Source organism: Pedobacter ghigonis (genome assembly GCF_903166585.1).
GTDB classification, from domain to species: domain Bacteria; phylum Bacteroidota; class Bacteroidia; order Sphingobacteriales; family Sphingobacteriaceae; genus Pedobacter; species Pedobacter ghigonis.
In genome coordinates this window covers 168,058-188,887 of sequence record NZ_CAESCM010000007.1, presented here as the reverse complement: position 1 = coordinate 188,887, position 20,830 = coordinate 168,058, and the positions used below count along the sequence as shown (strand labels likewise).

Here is a 20,830-nt window from a genome sequence, read left to right as displayed (position 1 = left end):
ATGTTTTTAAATGTACATTCCTCATATAGCCTTAAATATGGTACGCTGAGTATCGAACAGCTGATTGCCGTTGCACGTAGCCTGGGTATCCACCAGATGGTGCTTACCGATATCAACAACTCAACAGGTGCTGTAGAATTTATCCGCGAGTGCTACAAACAGGGCATTGCCAAAGAGGCCGACGAAATACATAAAGGCAATATTCCCTATCAGATTAAGCCGGGGGCAGGTATTGAGTTTAGGCTTGATAACAAGCTGCTGTACGTGGGCATAGCGAAAAATAAAGAAGGCATGCGCGAGTTGAATGAGTTTTTGAGCCACCACAACATCAACAATATTGCCCTGCCCGAAACCCCGCCCGAAATGGAAAATGTATACCTCATTTATCCTTTTCAGAAATCATTTAACCGGGTGCTCAAAGAAAATGAATTTGTAGGTATACAGGGCAGACAGCTTAATTTTTTATACAAGCATCCGCTGCTAAGGCAGAAAGAGAAGCTGGTGGTATGGCATCCGGTTACCGTAACCAATAAAATCACCTACCGTTTGCACGAATATTTGAGGGCCATTGAGCTGAATACACTGCTAAGTAAGGTGCCCGACGAGCAAAAATGCGACCCCGGCGAGTTTTTGATGCCCGAAGCCGATCTTACCCGGCAGTTTGAGCAGTATCCTTTCATTGTTCAAAATACCCAGCAATTACTAAACAGTTGCGATTTGAGTATTTATTTCGAAAATAGCCCTGTTCCTTTATCAAAAAATAAATTCTATTATACCGGCGATTTAGCCGGCGATAAGAAGATGCTGCGCGAACTGGCCGAAGCCGGGCTTAAGTACCGTTATGGCGAAAATAATGCAGAAGCTACTGCGCGCTTGGAAAAAGAGCTGCGGATTATTGAACTTAAAAACTTCTGTGCCTATTTCCTCATCACCCACGATATCGTGGATTATGCCATGAACACCTGTGGCTTTTATCATGTGGGCCGTGGTTCGGGTGCCAACAGCATTGTGGCTTACTGCCTGCGCATTACCGATGTAGATCCCATTGATCTTGATCTTTATTTCGAACGTTTCCTACACGAAAAACGGACCAGTCCGCCTGATTTTGATATCGATTTTTCATGGGATGAACGCGAAACCATACAGCGCTATATTTTTGAACGTTATCCCAAATGGCATGTGGCTTTTTTGGGCACCATGAGCACCTTTAAAGACCGTGCAATTATTCGCGAAATTGGTAAGGTAATGGGCTTGCCCAAAGAAGAGATCGACAGTTTTACCGATCCGACCAAAGAAAGGGAAAACCTGCAGAACAGCACTTATCAAAAGTTACTGGCTGTACACCATTACATGAAAAATATGCCGAACCAGCGTTCTATCCATGCCGGGGGGATTTTGATTTCAGAAGAGCCGATTACCTATTATACTGCATTGGATATGCCGCCCAAAGGTTTCCCTACAGTGCAGTGGGATATGTACGAAGCCGAAGCAATCGGGTACGAGAAATTTGATATTCTGAGTCAGCGGGGTATTGGTCACATTCGTGAAGCCGTGCAGCTGATTCAAAAAAACAAGGGGAAGCCGATCGATATACACAATTTTCCGGTTTTTAAGAACGATGCCAAATTAAACGGAATCTTAAAAGAAGGGCAGCCCATAGGCTGTTTTTATATCGAATCGCCCGCGATGCGGCAGCTTCTCAAAAAACTAAAGTGCGATAATTACCTTACGCTGGTAGCAGCCAGTTCCATTATCCGTCCGGGGGTAGCTAGTTCGGGCATGATGAAATCGTATATAGAGCGCTACCACGCGCCAGATAAGGTGGTTTACCTTTGCGAAGTAATGAAGCAGCAACTGGCCGAAACTTACGGCGTAATGGTTTACCAGGAAGATGTAATTAAAGTGTGCCATTACTTTGCCGGCCTCGATCTGGCCGATGCTGATGTGCTGCGCAAGGCCATGAGCGGCAAATATAGGTCGAAACTGGCTTTTGATGAACTGGTAAACAAATTTAAGGTTTCGGCCCGGCACCAGGGCCATCCGGAAGAACTGGTTAACGAAGTGTGGCGGCAGATTTCCTCTTTTGCAGGTTACAGCTTTTCGAAGGCGCACTCGGCTTCCTTTGCTGTAGAAAGCTATCAAAGTCTTTACCTTAAAACGTATTACCCTATGGAATTTATGGTTGCCGTGCTCAATAATTATGGTGGTTTTTATAGTCGCTGGGTGTACGTTAACGAGTTGCAAAAAACCGGTGCACAGGTACATTTACCGTGCGTAAACCATAGCGATGAAGTGGTGAATATACAAGGCGAAGATGCTTATCTGGGCTTTATTGGAGTGCAGGGCTTGGAAGAGAAGAATATAAAGATCATTCCTGCCGAGCGCAGGGCCAATGGGCTCTATATCGATCTGGAAGATTTTGTAAAACGAACCAATATTTCGTTAGAACAAGCCATTATTTTAATCCGTTTGGGGAGTTTGCGCTTTACCGGTAAAGACCGTAAAACCCTGCTTTGGGATGTACATAACTACCTCGGCTATAAACAAAAGAAAGTAAACGCTGCTGAACTTTTTAAGCTCAATTATAAAACCTATCAGCTGCCTGAGCTGGTAGATTCGGAGCTCGAAAATGCCTATACAGAATTAGAATTGCTTGGTTTTCCGTTGAATTATAAAATGTTCGATTTCCTGAAAACCAGCTACCGTGGCGATGTAATGGCTGCCGATTTGCATAAACATTTAGGTAAAACCATCAGGATGGTGGGGAATTACGTTTGTGAGAAAACAGTGCATACCATTAAAAACACTAAAATGTGGTTCGGTACATTTTTAGATGCCAACGGTGAATTTTTCGATACCACCCATTTCCCTAATAATACCCCTATGTACCCTTTTAAAGGAAAGGGCTGTTACCTGATTTTGGGTAAGGTGGTTGAGGATTTTGGCTTTCAAAGCATCGAAGTATTAAAGTTTGCCAAACTGGATATTCAGATGAATCCTGTAGCGATTGATTAAAAATATTCATTATTAGATAACAGTGTTAAAAATATGAGCCGAATAATTTGTGTATTCGGCTCATGATTTTGTGTTTTTATGAGCCGAATAATATTTTGTATGCTTGCGCGCGTTTCTAACGCGTGCATAAATAGCCCAACGATTCCATCGTTTAAGCTTTTTCATCAACATAATTTCTATATTTAATCCATGATCCACTTCAAAGCAGAAATAGAACGTTTCGAAACCATGGGCGAAAAAACCGGCTGGAGCTATGTATTTATTCCGGAGGCTTTAGCCAATGAGATTAAGGCCGGTTGCAAAAAGAGCTTTAGGGTAAAGGGCAAAATAGATCAGCTCGAGGTTTCCGGACTGGCTACCATACCCATGGGAGAGGGCGATTTTATCATAGCATTAAATGGCCCATTACGTAAAAAACTCAGAAAAGAAGCCGGAGCAGCTATCGAATTGTTTTTAACAGAAGATAAAGATTTTAAAATTGAAATGCCCGAAGATCTGGAGATCTGCTTGTCGGAAGAGGAGCATCTGCTCCAAAACTTCTTAAAACAGCCTAAATCGCACCAAAACTATTATATTAACTGGATTAATCAGGCTAAAACAGAACCTACCCGTACCAAAAGAATTGTAATGACTGTTAAAGCGATGGACAAAGGGCAGGATTTTGGAGCAATGATAAGAGAATCACAAGGCAAGTCCTGAGTCTCTGGTTTCAGAGGAGAAAGTATTGGTTGATGGCTAATTGTTGATGGTTTATAGCCAAAATGTCTAAAGCATTAGTTAATAGAATTGGGAACAAGTTATTGGTTATCCCGACAGAGATAATAAAGCTATTGTCTATGGACTATAGACTACGGACTTCAGACTCCTGCTTATCGGTTATAATTCCTGAACCAGCTGTTCACCTTCATCTGGATTACCCCCAAAAAGGCTTCCCTAAAAATACGGGTACTCATTTTAGAAGTACCTTCAGTGCGATCGGTAAAGATAATAGGCACTTCAACCACTTTAAAGCCGAATTTAATGGCGGTAAACTTCATTTCAATCTGAAAGGCATAGCCTACAAACTTAATTTTGTTTAGCGGAATGGTTTCAAGCACTATTTTGCGGTAGCATTTAAAACCAGCAGTAGCATCCTGAATGTTAATGCGCGTAATAAAGCGAACATACATCGAAGCAAAGTATGACATTAAAACCCTGCCCATTGGCCAGTTTACGACGTTTACCCCTTTAACATAACGCGAGCCAATAGCTACATCTGCACCATTTACACAGGCATCGCGCAAACGCGCAAGGTCATCAGGATTGTGCGAAAAATCGGCATCCATTTCAAAAATGTAGTCGTAATTTTTTTGCAACGCCCAGTTAAAACCATAAATGTATGCTGTGCCCAAACCCTGTTTGCCCGAACGTTCTTCGATAAACAAATGTCCCTGGTATTCATCCTGCAGCGATTTTACAATATCAGCAGTTCCGTCTGGAGAGCCATCATCAATAATTAAAACATGAAAAGGTTGTGGTAAAGAAAATACCTTACGGATAATCTTTTCGATGTTTTCCTTCTCGTTATACGTTGGTATGATGACTAAACTATCTGGCACGTTCGTTGTGTTTTTTATGAATAGAAGCTTTGTATTTTATGCCCGGCACATATTTGCGGGCAGCCCTTTGCTTTCAAAAGGCGAAAGTAAAGATTTAATATGAATTCACCACGATTTTTCCTTGAATTGTGGACGCTTTACATCAACAACATTAAACAATATCTTTTACCATATAAGACATTTAAGGACACTTAAGATTTAAAACTTATATGAATCTCAAATATCTTATATGGTTAATATTAAACAATTATTTTACCACCTGAGACATATAAGTACATTTCAGGTGAAAACTATATGAACTTACATGCGCTATATGGCTGGTATTAAGCATTTTTTACCATATAAGACACGTAAGCACATTTCAGGTGAAAACTTATATGAACTTAAATGCCTTATATGGTTCAGAAATGGAGCCTATCTAACCTCTTGCATTAATCTTTTAACCAGTTGAGAGAATAAAATTAACGCCAAGCCAGCTATTAACGAATACAAGGCAAGTGCTTTATACCCTTCTGTATATGCCATTAATTTATCAGTTAACGAGGCATTTTCGATACTCGACATCTCTGCACCCAGTTTCCCTGCAGCGAGTTGTCCGAAGGCGCTTGATAAAAACCAAAGGCCCATCATCATCCCAAACATCTTTTTAGGCGAAAGTTTGGTAATAATCGACATACCAATCGGACCTAAGCAAAGTTCGCCCAGCGTTAGCAGTAAATAAGCCAGCGTAAATACATTTAATGAGCTAATGCCCTGTGCGTTTGCAAAGAAACGGGTGGCGTAAAACACATAAAAACTCAGTGCCAGTAGAAGAAAGCCAATACCGAATTTAACAACAGTGTTGGGCTCAATTTTGCGTTTGTAGAGGCCTAACCATAAAATACCTACAATCGGACTAAAAACAATAACAAAGAAAGAGTTTACACTATTGTTTACCACATTGGGGTCGATATTAAAAAATAGGATTTTATGGTCGAGGTTATCTTTTGCAAACAACGAAAGTGAACCACCACTTTGCTCAGAAATGGCCATAAAAATGAAATAACAGAAGATAAACACAAATGCCGCCAGCAGTTTGTATTGAGCCTTTTTGTCTTTTATTTTGAAGGTTTCGTATAAAAAGTAAATCAAGGCAACTACCCCAATTGTGTACATAAAGTAATCGGTAAAGGCCGTGTTTTTTACCATGATGTAAATCAGCGGAATGCACAGGATAGAACCTACATAAACCGAAATTTCGGCTACTTTCTGTTTTGCTTTTTTAAGGTGTAGTAAAGGTGAAATACCAATCGGGCCTAAATGCTTTTTGGTGAAAATAAATGTGCCTAAACCAAACATCATTACAAGGGCAGCCGATAAAAAGCACAGGTGCCAGCTGTAATATTTACCCAAATAAATACACATGGCACCACCAAGCAAACCACCCACGTTAATACCAGCATAAAATAAACCATAGCCAGCATCGCGCCTGTTATCTTTCTCGTGATAAAGTTCCCCCACCATCGATGAGATATTTGGTTTAAAGAAACCTGTACCAATAATAGAAAGCGTAATGCCAATATAAAATAAATCGTGCGGAGAGAAAGCCAGGATCAGGTTACCAATAATCATTAACGAGCCACCCCAGAAAAGTGACTTTCGGAAGCCCAAAACCCGGTCGGCGAAAATACCGCCAATAAAAGTAAATGCGTATACAAAGGCCTGTATAGCACCATATTGTAAGTTCGATTTCTGATCGCTCAGCCCAAGCTGGTCGACCATAAAAAAGGCCAGTACGCCACGCATGCCGTAAAAACAAAAACGTTCCCACATTTCTACCAGCGACAGGTGCCAAAGCTGTTTAGGGTACTTGCCCTCAAAGTTCTGGATATCTTCTATTGAAATTGTTTTTTCCATGAAATTGGTCTAAAAATTAAAAGCCCGATCAGGAACCGGGCTTTAAGTTAAAATTTATTTTTTCTGTTAATGAACACCATGCATCCATTTGCGTAATAATGGGCTTAATGCAAACATAATTAGGCCTGCTACAATAGGGATGATTGTAAATATTAAGAAGAATGTTGAAATAGAATAGTCGGCGCTAATTTTATCGATTAGTGATCCCGTAGCACCTGCAAGGTAGTTTCCGATTGCAGTGCAGGTGAAAAACACACCAAACATTAAACCAACCAGGTTAGCTGGAGCAAGTTTACTCACATAAGATAAACCAACAGGAGAAATGCAAAGTTCGCCAACGGTGTGGAAGAAATAAGCAAATACAAGCCAGAATAAGCTTACCTCTGCCGAAGTAGCGCCTTGAGGAATAGCAGAGCCTCCATAAGCTAAACCAGCGAAACCAATACCTACGAAGATAAGGCCAAAACCGAATTTTACCGGACCACTTGGGTTAAATTTAGTTTCCCAGATTTTTGAAACAATAGGAGCTAATGATACGATGAAGAATGAGTTAAGTACGCTGAACCATGACGCCGGTACTTCAGTGCTCACTGAACCTAGTTCACGATCTACCTTCCAGATTGCCAATACCCAAATAATGGCAAAGCTTAATAAGGTAAATAAAATGGTTGCAGGGTATTTTTTAAATATCTTTCTGGCTAATGAGAACAGCACAAAAGTTACGGCTACCAATGGAAATATAGTCAGGATACTATCTACCCATTTAAAAGTGGTTGCTGCGCCACCGGTTAAATTTCTTAAGGTGTAATCTTTAGCGAAAATTGTCATTGAACCACCTGCCTGTTCAAATACCATCCAGAAGAAAATGGTAAAAATAGATAAGATGGCAATAACCCATAAACGCTGGCTTCTTACTTTGCTAGGGATTTCTTCTACTGTTGGGTCGGCTTTTTCAACCTCTTTGGTTTTATCTACAGATGCACCAATAACGCCGAATATTTTCTGTCCGAAATAGAATTGCAGCATACCGAAAAGCATAAAAACACCTGCAAGACCGAAACCATAGTGCCAGCCTACTTTTTCGCCGATATAACCACACATTAACATCCCGATAAAGGCACCAGAGTTAATACCCATATAGAAAATGGCATAAGCACTGTCTTTTTTATCGCTGATAGGAGGATAAAGTTTACCTACAATAGATGAAATATTTGGTTTAAAAAATCCGTTACCTACAATCAGTAACAGTAAACCTGCATAAAAAAAGTTGTTGCTAAAGCCTTCAAGCGCCATAGCAGCATGGCCAAGGGTCATAATAAAAGCGCCGATGATAACAGCTTTTCTATAACCTGTAAATCTATCGGCAATTAAACCACCCAATATTGGTGTAAAATATACTAAACCTGTGTAAATTGCATAAAGCTGTAAAGCTTCAGGCCGTGGCCAGCCCCAGCCATTTTTACTTAAATCGCTAATCAGGAACAAGACCAATATGGCCCGCATTCCGTAATAGCTAAATCTTTCCCACATTTCGGTGAAAAAGAGCACAAAAAGGCCAACCGGGTGGCTAAATAATTTTTCTTTGGATACGCCTTGACTTTCTAAATGGAGATCTAGTTCTTTATCATGGTCAATACTAATGGTTTCATTAGATTTTTGCATAAAACATTTGTTGGTTTTAGTTTATGAATTCAGAATTTGTGTGTTGTTTAAGCTAGTTTAGCAGGGCGCAATATAGTCAGAGGATGCCAAACTCACAAATTTTTAAATAATGTATCAGGTAATGAAGTTGTTAAGCTTTGTTAAAAATTAAAACTTTCTGATGGGTTTAACATTTTTCTTCGGATCTGCATAAAGTTCGTCGTTCGAATTGGGGTCGTTGTTAAGCGTAAGTTCTTCCTGTAGCTTTAATTTGCCGCCAATAATTTTGAAGCCATCAAAAGTGCCGTCCGATCCGTAAAATTCAAATTTGCCTTTTACTTCAGGGTCAAAAGAAGCCAGGTGGTCGAATACAATCATTCCGGCTTTCACATCGGTTTTAAGCGTCATGGCATTCGATTTGGCATACTCAAATATAACCCTGTTCTTTCCTTTCAGCTCTTTTCCATCAAAAACCGGCGCGCCAAAGTTTACATTATCCTTATCAAATGAAAGCACTTCGATTACCTTTTTAGTTGTGGCCTGGGTGTTTCCTTTCCAGCCCAGCAATACATAATAAGGTAGCCGGTTTCCGCTGGTTACGGGCACAATTTCATAATACCTTGCCCCAAACCATTTCTGGTTATTGGTAACGATGTTCGGATCATTCATATTCTCCGTTTGATCGATCAGTGGATAAAGCTTTAATGGGCCATTTTTGGTGTTCATTTGGATGGTACCGTAATAACGATAGCTGCCATTTTCGAGTTGTAAATACCAGGTTAAAGTTCTGAAAGCCTGATCGGGAGATTTAATTACCGATACATTTTTTAACGAATCGAAAGGGTATGCGAAAGAATTAGGCGTTTTTAGGGCTTCTACCAATAACTTAACAAACTTGCCGTTATTTTCGAGCTTCTCATTGTCGCTTAATGCAGTTGTGGTAGCTGTTGAAATCTTAATCAGTGAATCCTGAAAAACGTTTAGTTTACTGGGGGCCTGTTGTGCTTTTGCGTTAAAGCCCAGCAGGCCAATAAACAACAGGACAGGCAACTTTATGTTCTTCATCATACTTGATCGTGAGTTTTTACAGCTATTATAGTTATAGTTTAAGTTATGATATTTTTTCTATAACCAGTGCACTGGCACCACCGCCACCATTGCAAATACCTGCAACGCCGATTTTGCCATCGTTTTGTGCCAGTACCGAAAGTAAAGTAACTACGATCCGCGCGCCTGAGGCTCCCAGCGGGTGACCAAGCGACACAGCACCACCGTTAACGTTTACCTGGTTGTCATTTAGCCCGAGGAGTTGGTTATTGGCAATAGAAACTACCGAGAAAGCTTCGTTGATCTCAAAAAAATCAACTGCTTTAATATCAATATTGGCTTTGTGTAAAGCCAGCGGAATCGCTTTTGAAGGGGCTGTGGTAAACCATTCAGGTGCATGTTGGGCATCGGCATAGCCTAATATTTTGGCCAGGGGTTTTATGCCCAGCGCTTTTGCCTTATCGGCGCTCATTAAAACCAAAGCTGCAGCACCATCATTCAGGGTAGAGGCATTTGCGGCAGTTACCGTTCCGTCTTTTTTGAAAACAGGTTTTAGTGCCGGTATTTTATCAAATTTAACCGCTGTTGGCTCGTCGTCGGTATCGATTAAAGTAATATCGCCCTTGCGGTCTTTAACCTCTACAGCAACAATTTCACTTGCAAATTTTCCGGCAGTTTGTGCCGCCTGAGCTCTTTTGTATGAGTTAATGGCAAAATCGTCCTGTGCCTCGCGGCTAATCTTACATTCGGTAGCACAAAGTTCTGCTGCCGATCCCATATGGTAATCGTTGTAAACATCCCATAGCCCATCTTTTACCAGCCCGTCGGTTACTTGTCCGTGACCCAAGCGGTAACCATTGCGTGCTTTATCAAGGTAGTAAGGAACATTGCTCATACTTTCCATTCCTCCGGCTACAATAATATCGTTATCGCCATTGGCAATACTTTGTGCCGCCAGCATAATGGCTTTAGTACCCGATGCGCATACTTTATTAATGGTGGTTGCCGGTAAATCCGGTAAGCCGGCAAATTTGGCTGCTTGTGTTGCAGGTGCCTGACCTAAATTGGCCGATAAAACATTACCCATGTACACTTCCTGAATCTGCTCAGGGTTTAATCCAGCTTTTTCAATAGCCGCTTTAATAGCAAAGCCACCAAGCTGAGTGGCCGAAAATTGCGCTAACGAACCTCCAAAACTACCGATAGGCGTTCTAACAGCCGATACGATTACAACTTCTTTCATGTAAACTAAATTTTTTATGAATTTTTGGTTAGGCCGCTAAGTTAGTTAAACGTTAGAGGTTTGCAAAACCTATGTGCCTTAAATAATAAAAGAAGTCAGGTAAACCTATGAGGTTTCAAAAACCTCATAGGTTTGTTTGGAAAATAGCTGTTAGTATGCAAAAACCTCATAGGTTTGTTTGGAAAATAGCTGTTAGTATGCAAAAACCTCATGGGTTTAGTTGCGGAATATATGGTTTTAGAACCTACGAGGCTTGAAGGTGTCATTTTGATAGTAAAAAGAAGTCAAGTTTAAACCAGCGTGGTGCATGTAAAACTTGACTTCTTTAGTAAGCAAACCTCATAGGTTTGTTGCGGCTAAATTATTTAACAGTTAGCAATTTTATTCTTCTTTCGCTTTGCCTTTCTTACGCGATTTTATAGCCTGGGTAAGTAAAAACTCGATTTGCCCGTTTGTACTCCGAAATTCATCTGCAGCCCAGGTTTCTACTTCCTTTAATAAAGCAGGACTAATTCTTAATACAAAAGCTTTTTTATCTTTCTCCGCCATCTTTATTGTATTGCCTGTATATTATACCTGGTTTTTAAATTAATGAGGAACATCTCCATTTCATCTATTCTGTTCGAACTGAAGAGCAGTTTTTTTCCGTTTTTAAACTCCAGCTGCAAGCCCTTGTTTTTATCGTTTAAGATATAAGCTTTATCTCTAAACTTAAACCATAGGCGTGTTTTAATGCCGTAGCCACCATATTCAGAAAACGCATCATATTTTCTGATATAAGCCTTTTCAATGCTCATCCAGCTAAAAAGATTGGGTTTATAATGAAAAGGGAAATACCGGAAAGAAACGCCTTCTGCATTTATTCTTAAGGTTAGCTTGTTCTGCTGCACTAAAAAAATGATTAAAAAGGGTAGAAGGATAGCAAAAAGCGGAGCAAAGTACATTTTTTTAAATTCCTGCAAGGCAGTGCCGTCCTTATAAAAAATCAAGATTAGCAATGTTGGCAATAGCGTTGCTGCTGTTACCAGGTATAGCCACCAGATTTTTAAACCGTGTTTCTCCTCAAATTCCATTGTTCCTAGTTATATAGAGTACCTGTATTTACAACGGGTTGTACATGGCGGTCGCCGCAAAGCACCACCAATAAATTGCTAACCATTGCCGCCTTTCGTTCTTCGTCCAATTCAACAATACCTTTTTGCGAAAGTTTCTCTAAAGCCATTTCTACCATGCCTACAGCACCTTCAACAATGAGTTTACGTGCTGCAATTACTGCTGTAGCCTGTTGGCGTTGCAACATGGCGCTCGCAATTTCAGGTGCATAAGCCAGGTGCGAAATACGGGCTTCCAGTACCTCAATGCCAGCTCTTGACAAGCGTTCATTAAGTTCGTTTTCTAAAAGCTCGCTTACTTTTTCGGCACCATCTTTTAAGGTAATAGTGCTTTCTTCGCCCTCAGCGTGATCGTAAGGGAAAATATTGGCCAAATGCCTTACTGCAGCCTCGCTCTGGATATTTACGTATTGCATGTAATTCTCTACCGAAAAAATAGCTTTGGCCGTTTCATTTACTTTCCAAACTACAACAGCAGCAATTTCAATCGGGTTACCCAGTTTATCGTTTACCTTTAATTGCTGCCCGTTCAGGTTGTTGGCGCGCAACGAAACCTTTCTCTTGCTGGTTAAGGGGTTTACCCAAAAAAAGCCGTCGGTTTTTACTGTACCTACATATTTACCAAAAAGGGTTAATACTTTCGATTCGTTGGGGTTATTGATGATCAATCCTGGTAAAACCAGAAAGAAATTGAAAGCCAGGATACAACCTCCCCAAATAAAGCTTTCGCTAACAAAACAAAAGACAGCTGCGCCTAAAAGCGCTAAAAATAAGGCGAATGTTAAATAGCCTGATGGCGGATTAATGATTTTTTCTTGATACATGATTGATATTAATTTGATATCATAAAGTAAAATATAAAAACTGGTAATTGCAAACAAAATCAGTAAAATGTATATTGAGATAAAAATGTTAATTTTGAACATATAATAATTACATCGTTTTGGCCAAAATCAAGAGAAATTCCCACAAAATCCTTTACCGTAAATATTCATCCAACCTGAAATATGTGATGATGATATTTACTGTTTTTATCATTACGCTATTCTTGCCCAAACAGCCCAGATTCAGGTATGAGTTTGAAAAAAATGCCGTGTGGAAAAATAAAGACCTGATTTCGCCTTTCAGTTTTGCGATTTTAAAAACGAGTCCGCAGGTAAGTGCCGATAAAAAGAACGCCCTGAAGGATATTTTGCCGGTTTATCAGCTGGATAAGGAAATTACGGCGAATGCGCTCGATGAGTTTTCGAACGAGTTTGATATTAAATGGAAATCGAAGCAGCTTGATGAAAAGGGGAGGGATGCTTATAAAAGCTCGGCCTATAAACTCCTGCAAACCATTTACCAGAAGGGTATTATTGGCTTAAATGTGAAACACCAGGTTGGAGGCAAGAATTACGATTTCTCGCTTATTGAAAATAATGTAGCCCAGGAACGTAATACGCAGGATGTTTTTACTGCCGAAACTGCCCTGAACTTTTTTAAAGATAATTTTAAGACACCCAATCCGGTAATGGGCGATTTGGTAGCCAATCTGGCAATCGATCATATTGCGCCAAATATTGTATTCGACGAGCGTTTAACCAAAACAATACAGGACAATACCATTAGCAATATTTCGACCACCAAGGGGATGGTGCAAAAAGGAGAGCTGATTGTAGCTAAAAACGATGTAATAGACGAGGAGATTTACCAGAAACTCGAATCGTATAAGGCTACTTACGATGCGCAGACCAAAACGATAGGTAGCAGGGCTCTGGTTTATTTGGGGCAGGTGGTGCTGGTTGGTTTTATCCTTACTATATTAATGTCGTTCCTGTTTCTTTTCCGGAAAGATATTTTCGCTGATAACAGGCAGCTGTCATTAATCCTGATTGTAACCACGGGTATGTTGCTGGCGCTTACCTGGGCTATAAAAATAGAAATCCCCAGTTTATACTATATACCGTTCTGTGTGGTTCCAATCATCATCAGGATTCTTTTCGATACGCGTTTGGCACTTTACCTGCATATGCTGGTAATTTTAATAGCCGGTTTTTTTGTTGCCAACAGTTTCGAATTTGTGTTTTATCAGGTTACGGCAGGTATGGTAGCCATTTTTAGTATCAAAAACTTTGTTAAGCGCGAACGGTTTCTGGTTTCGGCCCTGTTTATTTTATTGGCCTACTTCGTGGCTTTTGTAGGCATTGCTTTACTCCGAGAGGGCTCTTTCCGCGAAATAGAATGGATTAACTTTATTCCATTTGTATTTAGTGTGCTTTTGTCGCTGCTGGCCTATCCATTAATTTACCTGTTCGAGCGTATTTTTGGCATTACTTCGGATGTAGCCCTGATCGAGCTCACCAATACCAATAATAAACTGCTTAGAGAGCTTGCTTTTAAAGCGCCTGGCACGTTTCAGCACTCGTTGCAGGTGGCTAACCTTGCCGAGGCTGCGATATTTAAAATAGGAGGGAACTCGGTACTGGTAAGGGCTGGTGCCTTATATCACGATATTGGTAAGGTTGATAATCCGCAATATTTTATCGAGAACCAGAATACAGCGGTTAGTCCGCATGATAAGCTACCTTATGAGCAAAGTGCACAGATTATTATTCAGCATGTACATAAAGGAATTGAGATTTTAAGGAAGAACCAAATCCCCGAAGCGATTATCGATTTTATCAGAACGCATCATGGAAATACCCGGGTCGATTATTTTTATCAGTCGTTTTTGAAAAATTCGCCCGAAAAATTTGTCGACGAAAACATTTTTCGTTACCCCGGACCGATACCTTTTAGCAAAGAAACTGGTGTGTTAATGTTGGCAGATTCGGTCGAAGCTGCCTCAAGAAGTCTGAAAAATCCCGATGCGCAGAACATAAATGACCTGGTTGAACGGATAATTAACTACAAATTGGAGCAAAATCAGCTTGATGACTGCGATTTAACGTTAAAAGATATTGAAACTATCAAATTGATATTCAAGACGATGCTGATGAGTATCTATCATGTGCGCATAGATTATCAACAATTATCATAATTTTTTTTTGCAGAATAACTTGTTTTACTATATTTGCAGACCTCAAAACAACGCCGGTAGGGCGAAAAAAGGAGGTTGAAAAGGTGAGGTGCCTGAGAGGCCGAAAGGAACAGTTTGCTAAACTGTCGTACTGGTAACGGTACCGCGGGTTCGAATCCCGCCCTCACCGCTGAAATAAAAAAAAGTTGGTAAAAAAAATGGAAAACCCAATAAAATCCATATCTTTGCCATCCCTTAGAAATAAGGTTAAATAAAAGATCGATACCAAAGTTCGGGATGTAGCGTAGCCCGGTATCGCGCCTGCTTTGGGAGCAGGAGGTCGTAGGTTCGAATCCTGCCATCCCGACTAAAAGTTCAATCCACTTTACAACAGGATTAAAAAAAGATCGATACCAAGTTCGGGATGTAGCGTAGCCCGGTATCGCGCCTGCTTTGGGAGCAGGAGGTCGTAGGTTCGAATCCTGCCATCCCGACGAAACAAGGATTCAAAATCCGTTAAAAACCCTCTGGTCAATCTGATTAGAGGGTTTTTTGTTTTTCCTCACTCCACAACTTTTCTGCTTGATCCCTGTTTAGCTTAATAAAACGATTTAGTTTGTGTTAAAATTTAGTATCTTGTTCACCAGACCAAATAAGAGCGAAAATTGTTATGAAAAAAACGAGTTTACCCATCTACCTGTCCATATTCGTGCTGGTGCAGCTGTTATTTAACGGAAATCTTAACGCACAGGTGCCCAAACTGCCAACAAGGTGGGCTGCAGAAGCAATAGGCAATTTAAATCCCTTTCCGGAATATCCCCGTCCTCAACTGGTAAGAGCGGAATGGCAATCGCTTAATGGCAAGTGGGATTACATTGGCGGAAAAGAAAAGATGAGTGCCCAGGATCCAAAATCGGCACTTGATTTTAAAGGCAATACGCAACAAATTCTGGTGCCTTATTGTCCGGAATCTGTTATTTCAGGCATTGAGCGCAAACAGGAAATCAATATGTGGTACCGCAGGAGCTTTGAAATCCCAAAGGCCTGGAACGGAAAAAATGTGCTGGTTAATTTTGAGGCGGTAGACCATCAGGCCACCGTATTCGTGAACGGTAAAAAGGCAGGTACGCATTCAGGCGGGTATGATGCCTTTTCTTTTGATATTACAGCTTTATTAAAAGGAGGTGTTAATGAAATTATTGTTGCTGCCTACGATCCTAACGATGGCCGCATGCCTTCGGGAAAGAATGGTCCGCGTGGCGATTATACTTTCAGTTCTGGTATCTGGCAGAGCGTGTGGCTCGAGCCGGTTAATAAAGTCCACATTAAAAATATCCGTGTATTGCCCGATCTGGAAAATAACAGGCTTCAGGTAAGTGTTGATGCGCTACCTTCGGAGGTTGTGGCAGTAGCGTTGGACGGCAAAAAAATAATTGCAGAAGCTCAGGGCAGTGCAGGGAAAACTTTTTATTTGCCAATTCCGAAACCCAGGGCCTGGTCGCCTGAAGATCCTTTTTTATATGATTTAAAAATCACTTTAAAAGCCGCCAATGGAAAAATTACCGATGAAGTAAGCAGTTATTTTGGTATGCGGGATATCAGGCTTGGAAAGGTTTCGGGGCTAGTGCGCCCGCTGCTGAATGGAAAGTTTATCATGCAGGTCGGCTTGCTCGATCAGGGCTATTGGCCAGATGGCATTTTGACTGCACCAACAGATGAGGCACTTAAATCAGATGTTGCATTTACAAAGAAAGCCGGCTTTAACCTTATCCGTAAGCACATGAAAACCGAACCTAAACGCTTTTATTACTGGGCCGATAAAATGGGGGTATTGCTTTGGCAGGACATGCCCGCAATCTGGTATCAGCATGAGGATACGGCAAGGGTACGTACGGCTTTTCGCAAGGAACTTAAGGCCATTATGGACGAACATTATAATTCGCCCTCGATCATTGCCTGGGTGCCCTTTAACGAAAACTGGGGCGCTTTTGATGTGCCCGAAATTACGGATTGGGTGAAAAAATATGATCCATCCCGGTTGATTAACGGAAATTCTGGTTTCAATAATAATCCGGGTTACCAGAAAGCTGCCGGTGACCCTGGTAATGGTGATTTTGTAGATACACACATTTATGTTGGTCCGTATGGGGCGTCAAAACCCGACAATAAACGGGCAGCATCCCTGGGCGAATATGGTGGTGTTGGTCTTTTTGTAAGAGATCACATGTGGCCGGTAGAAAATAACGCCTATGCTTACGAAGCCACCAGCGAAGCACTAACAGACCGCTATGTACTGATGATGAACCAGGTTGAGCAGCTGATGAAATATAAAGGGCTAAGTGTTTCTGTTTACACTCAAACAACCGATGTTGAGCATGAAGTGAATGGTTTGCTAACTTACGATCGCGCAGTTGAAAAGATGGATGTCAAACGCGTTAGTGAGATTAACAAAATCATCATTGAAGAAGGCAAAAAATTAAATGTGGAGTAACTCATACCACAACAATTTATTAGCAACCGTAATTGCATAAAATAATCAAAAATTACAGTTGATCTTACAGCGTGATAACCGGAATATCGGTTATCACTTTTTTTAGTGCGCCGGGCATGGCAATCGACTATAGGGTTAGAGTCCCGAACACGCTTAGCAGTAGGAAGTGTTAGCTAGAGACAAGGGTGTCGTGGGTGACTGCGGATCAGTAAAGCTGCATGGGAGCACATTGGCGATGAAAACAAAATGATTGATAAAGCGGCCTGGTCTACCCGCAGGGATCGTGAGTTTGCTGAAAAACCAAGAGAAGTAAAACGTCATCGCATGGTGCTTAAATACGATACTACTGATGGTTCGAGGGTGATCCTTTCGGGTATTAACGAACGTAAAGATTCTATTTACGTGGTGCTCGATCGTTACGACAGGCAATATGTATTACCAAAGAGCACTTTGAGTGCAGGTAAATATTAAGGCGATGAACAAAAAAACGGTTCTCATACTGGCATTTCCTGTAGCCTTGTTATTGATGTCGCTAAAAACGGCATTCGTACCCATGCAGGCTCAATTGCCCTTAACTGACAGCTTAAAGCGGCCGGCTAAATTTGGTTTTGGCCGGCCGGCTACCACTCAGGAAATCGCAGCCTGGGATATCGACGTTCGTTCGGATGGGAAGGGATTGCCGGCAGGGCAGGGCGATGTAAAAAAGGGCAAGACATTGTATGCGCTTAAATGCGCCGTATGCCATGGTGCTGAGGGTACCGAAAAGTCCGGCGTAAAACTCCCTGGGAATGCTTTGGTAGGCGATACATCGGCCACCAGCAAGTCAAAAACCATCGGCAATTACTGGCCTTATGCCACAACTTTGTTCGATTATATGCGCCGCGCCATGCCTTACAATCTTCCCGGATCCTTAAGTAATGATGAGGTTTACAGCATAACGGCCTATCTGCTCAATGCCAACAAAATTATCAAAGCAGATTTGGTGCTCGATGCCAAAAACCTGTACAAAGTAGTAATGCCAGCTAAAAAACTGTTTATTATGGACGATCGTAAAGGAGGCCCCGAAATAAAGTAATGGAAAAGAGCAGGAATAATAATCAGGAAATAGCCACTGGTAAAATCAGCAGGCGTACTTTATTGGGAGGAGTAATTGCTGCTGCAGTTTTGCCTGTACAATCGCTGTTTGCTGATGAAATACAAACTGAAACAACTACGCTGCCGGATATTGCCGACGATCCAACCAAAATCGTAGGCCCCGGGCCAAGCCCTTTGGGTAAACGCTCAACATTTGAGCAGCCGGTACGTAAACCTTCCGATATTTCTTCGCGTACCCCTTTGCAGGATCTGCACAGTACCATTACCCCGGCCGATCTTCATTTTGAACGCCATCATGCAGGTATTCCAACCATCGACCCGGCAAAACACGAACTGCTGATCCATGGTCTGGTCGATAACCCGATGAAGTTTAACCTTGCCGATATCAAAAGGTTTCCATCTGTTACCCGTACCTGTTTTATCGAATGCGCTGGTAACTTCCGTACGGGCAAAACCGAAATGACTCTGCAAGATATTTTAGGCCTAACCAGTCAAAGCGAGTGGACGGGCGTAATGCTATCAACCATATTTAACGAAGTGGGCATTAGCGATAAAGCCAAATGGTTTTTGGCCGAAGGCTCGGATGCTGCCGTAATGACCCGCACCATCCCGATTGCAAAAGCCTGGGATGATGCCATGATAGTTTATGCACAGAACGGTGAAGCCATACGGCCCGAGCAGGGTTATCCCATCAGGCTGCTTTTGCCCGGTTTTGAAGGCAATATGAACATTAAATGGCTAAGGCGTATCGAACTTTCGGAAGAACCCTACATGACCAGGGAAGAAACGTCAAAATATACTTACGCGGTAAAAGATAAAATCAGAATGTTTAGCTTTGAGCTGGATGCGCGTTCCATTATTACCTATCCATCTTACCCGCAACAGGTAAATAAGGGCTGGGTAGAAATACGTGGAATTGCATGGAGTGGCAGGGGGAAGGTAGAAAAGGTAGAAGTAAGTACCGATGCCGGAAAAACGTGGCAGTTGGCCAATTTGCAGGAGCCAGTGCTCAGTAAGGCACATACTTATTTTAGGCACCTGTGGAATTGGAAAGGCGAGGCTACTGAAATCTTAAGCCGCGTTACCGACGAAACCGGCTATTTACAGCCCACTTTAGCACAATTGGTAGAAGCCCGTGGCGTAAACCTGGGTGGTTACCACATGAATCCAATTACTGCATGGCAGATCAAAAATGACGGAACCGTTTTATTTAAACCGGAAACCATAAAATAACCAAATGAAACCAGAAAAACGGGATTATGATGCAATTGTAGTAGGATCGGGGCCAAACGGACTGGCTGCGGCTATCCTTTTGCAGCAACAGGGGCTTTCCGTTTTGATAATAGAAGGTAAAGAGGTGATTGGGGGCGGACTCAGCTCGGCCGAACTCACTTTGCCTGGCTTTACGCACGATGTATGTTCGGCTATTCACCCCATGGCGTTGGCTTCGCCCTTTTTTAAAACCCTGCCTTTGGCTGAGCATGGATTGGAATACCTGCAACCTGTTTTGGCTGCGGCCCATCCTTTTGATGATGGTAGTGCTGCCATACTGGATCATTCCATCCAAAAAACTGCTCAATACTTGGGTACTGATGCCAAAACCTATACTTCCCTGATGGAAAACATCACAGCAGCATGGCCACTGATTGATGAAGATGCTTTGGGACCTTTACATTTCCCTAAGCACCCATTGGCAATGGCAGGTTTTGGATTAAAAGCCCTGAGCAGTGCTACAGGTTTTGTAAAACGCTTTAAAGAAAAGCACGCCCGCGGACTTTTTGCCGGAATGGCTGCACATGCCATACAACCCCTAAGCAATTTAAGCACTACGGCCATTGGCTTGGTATTAATGGCCAGCGGACACCTTAAAGGCTGGCCGATTCCCAAAGGCGGATCAAAATTTATTGCGGATGCATTGGCTGGTTACTTTAAATCGCTGGGCGGAAAAATCGAAACCGGAACCTTTGTTACTGCTTTGGATCAATTGCCTTCTGCCCATGCGGTGCTTTTTGATGTAACCCCGAAACAATTGTTGCAGATCGCAGGGCATAAATTCTCCAGTATTTACAAATGGCAGCTCGAACGTTACCGTTACGGTATGGGGGTGTTTAAAGTAGATTGGGCACTGGACGGACATATTCCATTTACTGCCGAAGCATGCCGTACCGCAGGAACCATACACCTGGGCAATACTTTCGAGGAAATAGCCGAAGGCGAACTGATGACCAGTAAAGGCAGGCAGGCAGAAAAACCTTTTGTGCTTTTGGCACAGCAGAGTTTGTTCGATCCATCGCGTGCACCCGAAGGAAAACAAACGGCCTGGGCCTACTGCCATGTTCCCAACGGATCGAAACAGGATATGACAAGTCTGATCGAAAGTCAGGTAGAACGTTTTGCCCCGGGTTTTAAAGATTTAATCCTTGCAAAACACACCATGAATACCGAACAGATGGAAGCGCATAACCGAAACTATATCGGCGGGGATATAAACGGAGGAATATTAGACCTCGGACAATTGTTTACCCGTCCGGCCTTAAGGTGGTCGCCATATAAAACCTCTGCCAAAGGCTTGTACATCTGCTCGTCGTCTACCCCGCCTGGAGGAGGCGTGCATGGCATGTGTGGCTATAATGCCGCAAAAAAAGTATTAAAAGATATTTTCAACATAAAAATCAGATAACCACAAAGAAA

The 20,830-nt window shown here is 41.9% G+C and carries 16 protein-coding genes and 3 tRNA genes; 11 read left to right on the top strand and 8 right to left on the bottom strand.

Annotated features, from left to right (window positions below; translation table 11 throughout):
- Entirely contained in the window at window positions 1-3,015 is a 3,015-nt protein-coding gene (dnaE, locus tag HWV58_RS12325; protein WP_175634384.1) for a DNA polymerase III subunit alpha, read from the top strand.
- 189 nt (window positions 3,016-3,204) lie between these two features.
- Entirely contained in the window at window positions 3,205-3,714 is a 510-nt protein-coding gene (locus HWV58_RS12320; protein ID WP_175634383.1) for a YdeI/OmpD-associated family protein, read from the top strand.
- Window positions 3,715-3,884: 170 nt separating this feature from the next.
- Here the strand turns inward: HWV58_RS12320 and HWV58_RS12315 are convergent, their stop codons facing one another.
- The 8 genes from HWV58_RS12315 to HWV58_RS12280 all read right to left on the bottom strand — a co-directional run bounded on the left by HWV58_RS12315 (window position 3,885) and on the right by HWV58_RS12280 (window position 12,376).
- Window positions 3,885-4,613: a polyprenol monophosphomannose synthase gene (locus HWV58_RS12315; RefSeq protein WP_175634382.1), complete on the bottom strand. Its 729-nt coding sequence runs from the start codon at window positions 4,611-4,613 to the stop codon at window positions 3,885-3,887.
- 414 nt (window positions 4,614-5,027) lie between these two features.
- Window positions 5,028-6,509 (bottom strand): peptide MFS transporter, encoded by a 1,482-nt coding sequence (locus tag HWV58_RS12310; protein ID WP_175634381.1) that lies wholly within the window; start codon window positions 6,507-6,509, stop codon window positions 5,028-5,030.
- Window positions 6,510-6,575: 66 nt separating this feature from the next.
- A complete protein-coding gene (locus tag HWV58_RS12305) occupies window positions 6,576-8,171 on the bottom strand; it encodes a peptide MFS transporter (RefSeq protein WP_175634380.1) in 1,596 nt (531 codons plus the stop codon).
- 147 nt (window positions 8,172-8,318) lie between these two features.
- A complete protein-coding gene (locus HWV58_RS12300; protein WP_175634379.1) occupies window positions 8,319-9,218 on the bottom strand; it encodes a hypothetical protein in 900 nt (299 codons plus the stop codon).
- A gap of 43 nt (window positions 9,219-9,261) precedes the next feature.
- On the bottom strand, window positions 9,262-10,440 hold the full coding sequence (locus HWV58_RS12295) for an acetyl-CoA C-acyltransferase (RefSeq protein ID WP_175634378.1): 1,179 nt from the start codon (window positions 10,438-10,440) through the stop codon (window positions 9,262-9,264).
- A gap of 381 nt (window positions 10,441-10,821) precedes the next feature.
- On the bottom strand, window positions 10,822-10,989 hold the full coding sequence (locus HWV58_RS12290; RefSeq protein WP_086545783.1) for an Arc family DNA binding domain-containing protein: 168 nt from the start codon (window positions 10,987-10,989) through the stop codon (window positions 10,822-10,824).
- 2 nt (window positions 10,990-10,991) lie between these two features.
- Window positions 10,992-11,513 (bottom strand): hypothetical protein, encoded by a 522-nt coding sequence (locus tag HWV58_RS12285; RefSeq protein ID WP_175634377.1) that lies wholly within the window; start codon window positions 11,511-11,513, stop codon window positions 10,992-10,994.
- Between the two features lie 5 nt (window positions 11,514-11,518).
- On the bottom strand, window positions 11,519-12,376 hold the full coding sequence (locus tag HWV58_RS12280; RefSeq protein ID WP_175634376.1) for an SPFH domain-containing protein: 858 nt from the start codon (window positions 12,374-12,376) through the stop codon (window positions 11,519-11,521).
- 191 nt (window positions 12,377-12,567) lie between these two features.
- On the opposite strand from HWV58_RS12280, the gene HWV58_RS12275 reads away from it, so the two are divergent.
- The 9 genes from HWV58_RS12275 to HWV58_RS12235 all read left to right on the top strand — a co-directional run bounded on the left by HWV58_RS12275 (window position 12,568) and on the right by HWV58_RS12235 (window position 20,819).
- Window positions 12,568-14,574 carry an HD family phosphohydrolase gene (locus HWV58_RS12275; RefSeq protein WP_175634443.1) on the top strand — a complete coding sequence of 669 codons (2,007 nt, stop codon included), beginning with the start codon at window positions 12,568-12,570 and terminating at the stop codon, window positions 14,572-14,574.
- Window positions 14,575-14,656: 82 nt separating this feature from the next.
- A tRNA-Ser gene (locus tag HWV58_RS12270) sits at window positions 14,657-14,743 on the top strand.
- A 103-nt stretch (window positions 14,744-14,846) separates the two neighbouring features.
- Window positions 14,847-14,920: transfer RNA gene (locus tag HWV58_RS12265), tRNA-Pro, on the top strand.
- A gap of 53 nt (window positions 14,921-14,973) precedes the next feature.
- Window positions 14,974-15,047 (top strand) — tRNA-Pro (locus HWV58_RS12260).
- A gap of 176 nt (window positions 15,048-15,223) precedes the next feature.
- Window positions 15,224-17,044 carry a glycoside hydrolase family 2 protein gene (locus HWV58_RS12255; protein WP_175634375.1) on the top strand — a complete coding sequence of 607 codons (1,821 nt, stop codon included), beginning with the start codon at window positions 15,224-15,226 and terminating at the stop codon, window positions 17,042-17,044.
- A 246-nt stretch (window positions 17,045-17,290) separates the two neighbouring features.
- The gene (locus HWV58_RS12250; RefSeq protein ID WP_217706991.1) at window positions 17,291-17,515 is read left to right on the top strand and encodes a hypothetical protein; all 225 of its coding nucleotides are present in this window, start codon (window positions 17,291-17,293) and stop codon (window positions 17,513-17,515) included.
- Between the two features lie 4 nt (window positions 17,516-17,519).
- Entirely contained in the window at window positions 17,520-18,119 is a 600-nt protein-coding gene (locus HWV58_RS12245) for a c-type cytochrome (RefSeq protein WP_175634374.1), read from the top strand.
- On the top strand, window positions 18,119-19,372 hold the full coding sequence (soxC, locus tag HWV58_RS12240) for a sulfite dehydrogenase (protein WP_175634373.1): 1,254 nt from the start codon (window positions 18,119-18,121) through the stop codon (window positions 19,370-19,372). The genes HWV58_RS12245 and soxC overlap by 1 nt, the downstream gene beginning before the upstream one ends.
- A gap of 4 nt (window positions 19,373-19,376) precedes the next feature.
- The gene (locus HWV58_RS12235; protein WP_175634372.1) at window positions 19,377-20,819 is read left to right on the top strand and encodes a phytoene desaturase family protein; all 1,443 of its coding nucleotides are present in this window, start codon (window positions 19,377-19,379) and stop codon (window positions 20,817-20,819) included.
- The last annotated feature ends 11 nt before the right edge of the window (window positions 20,820-20,830 follow it).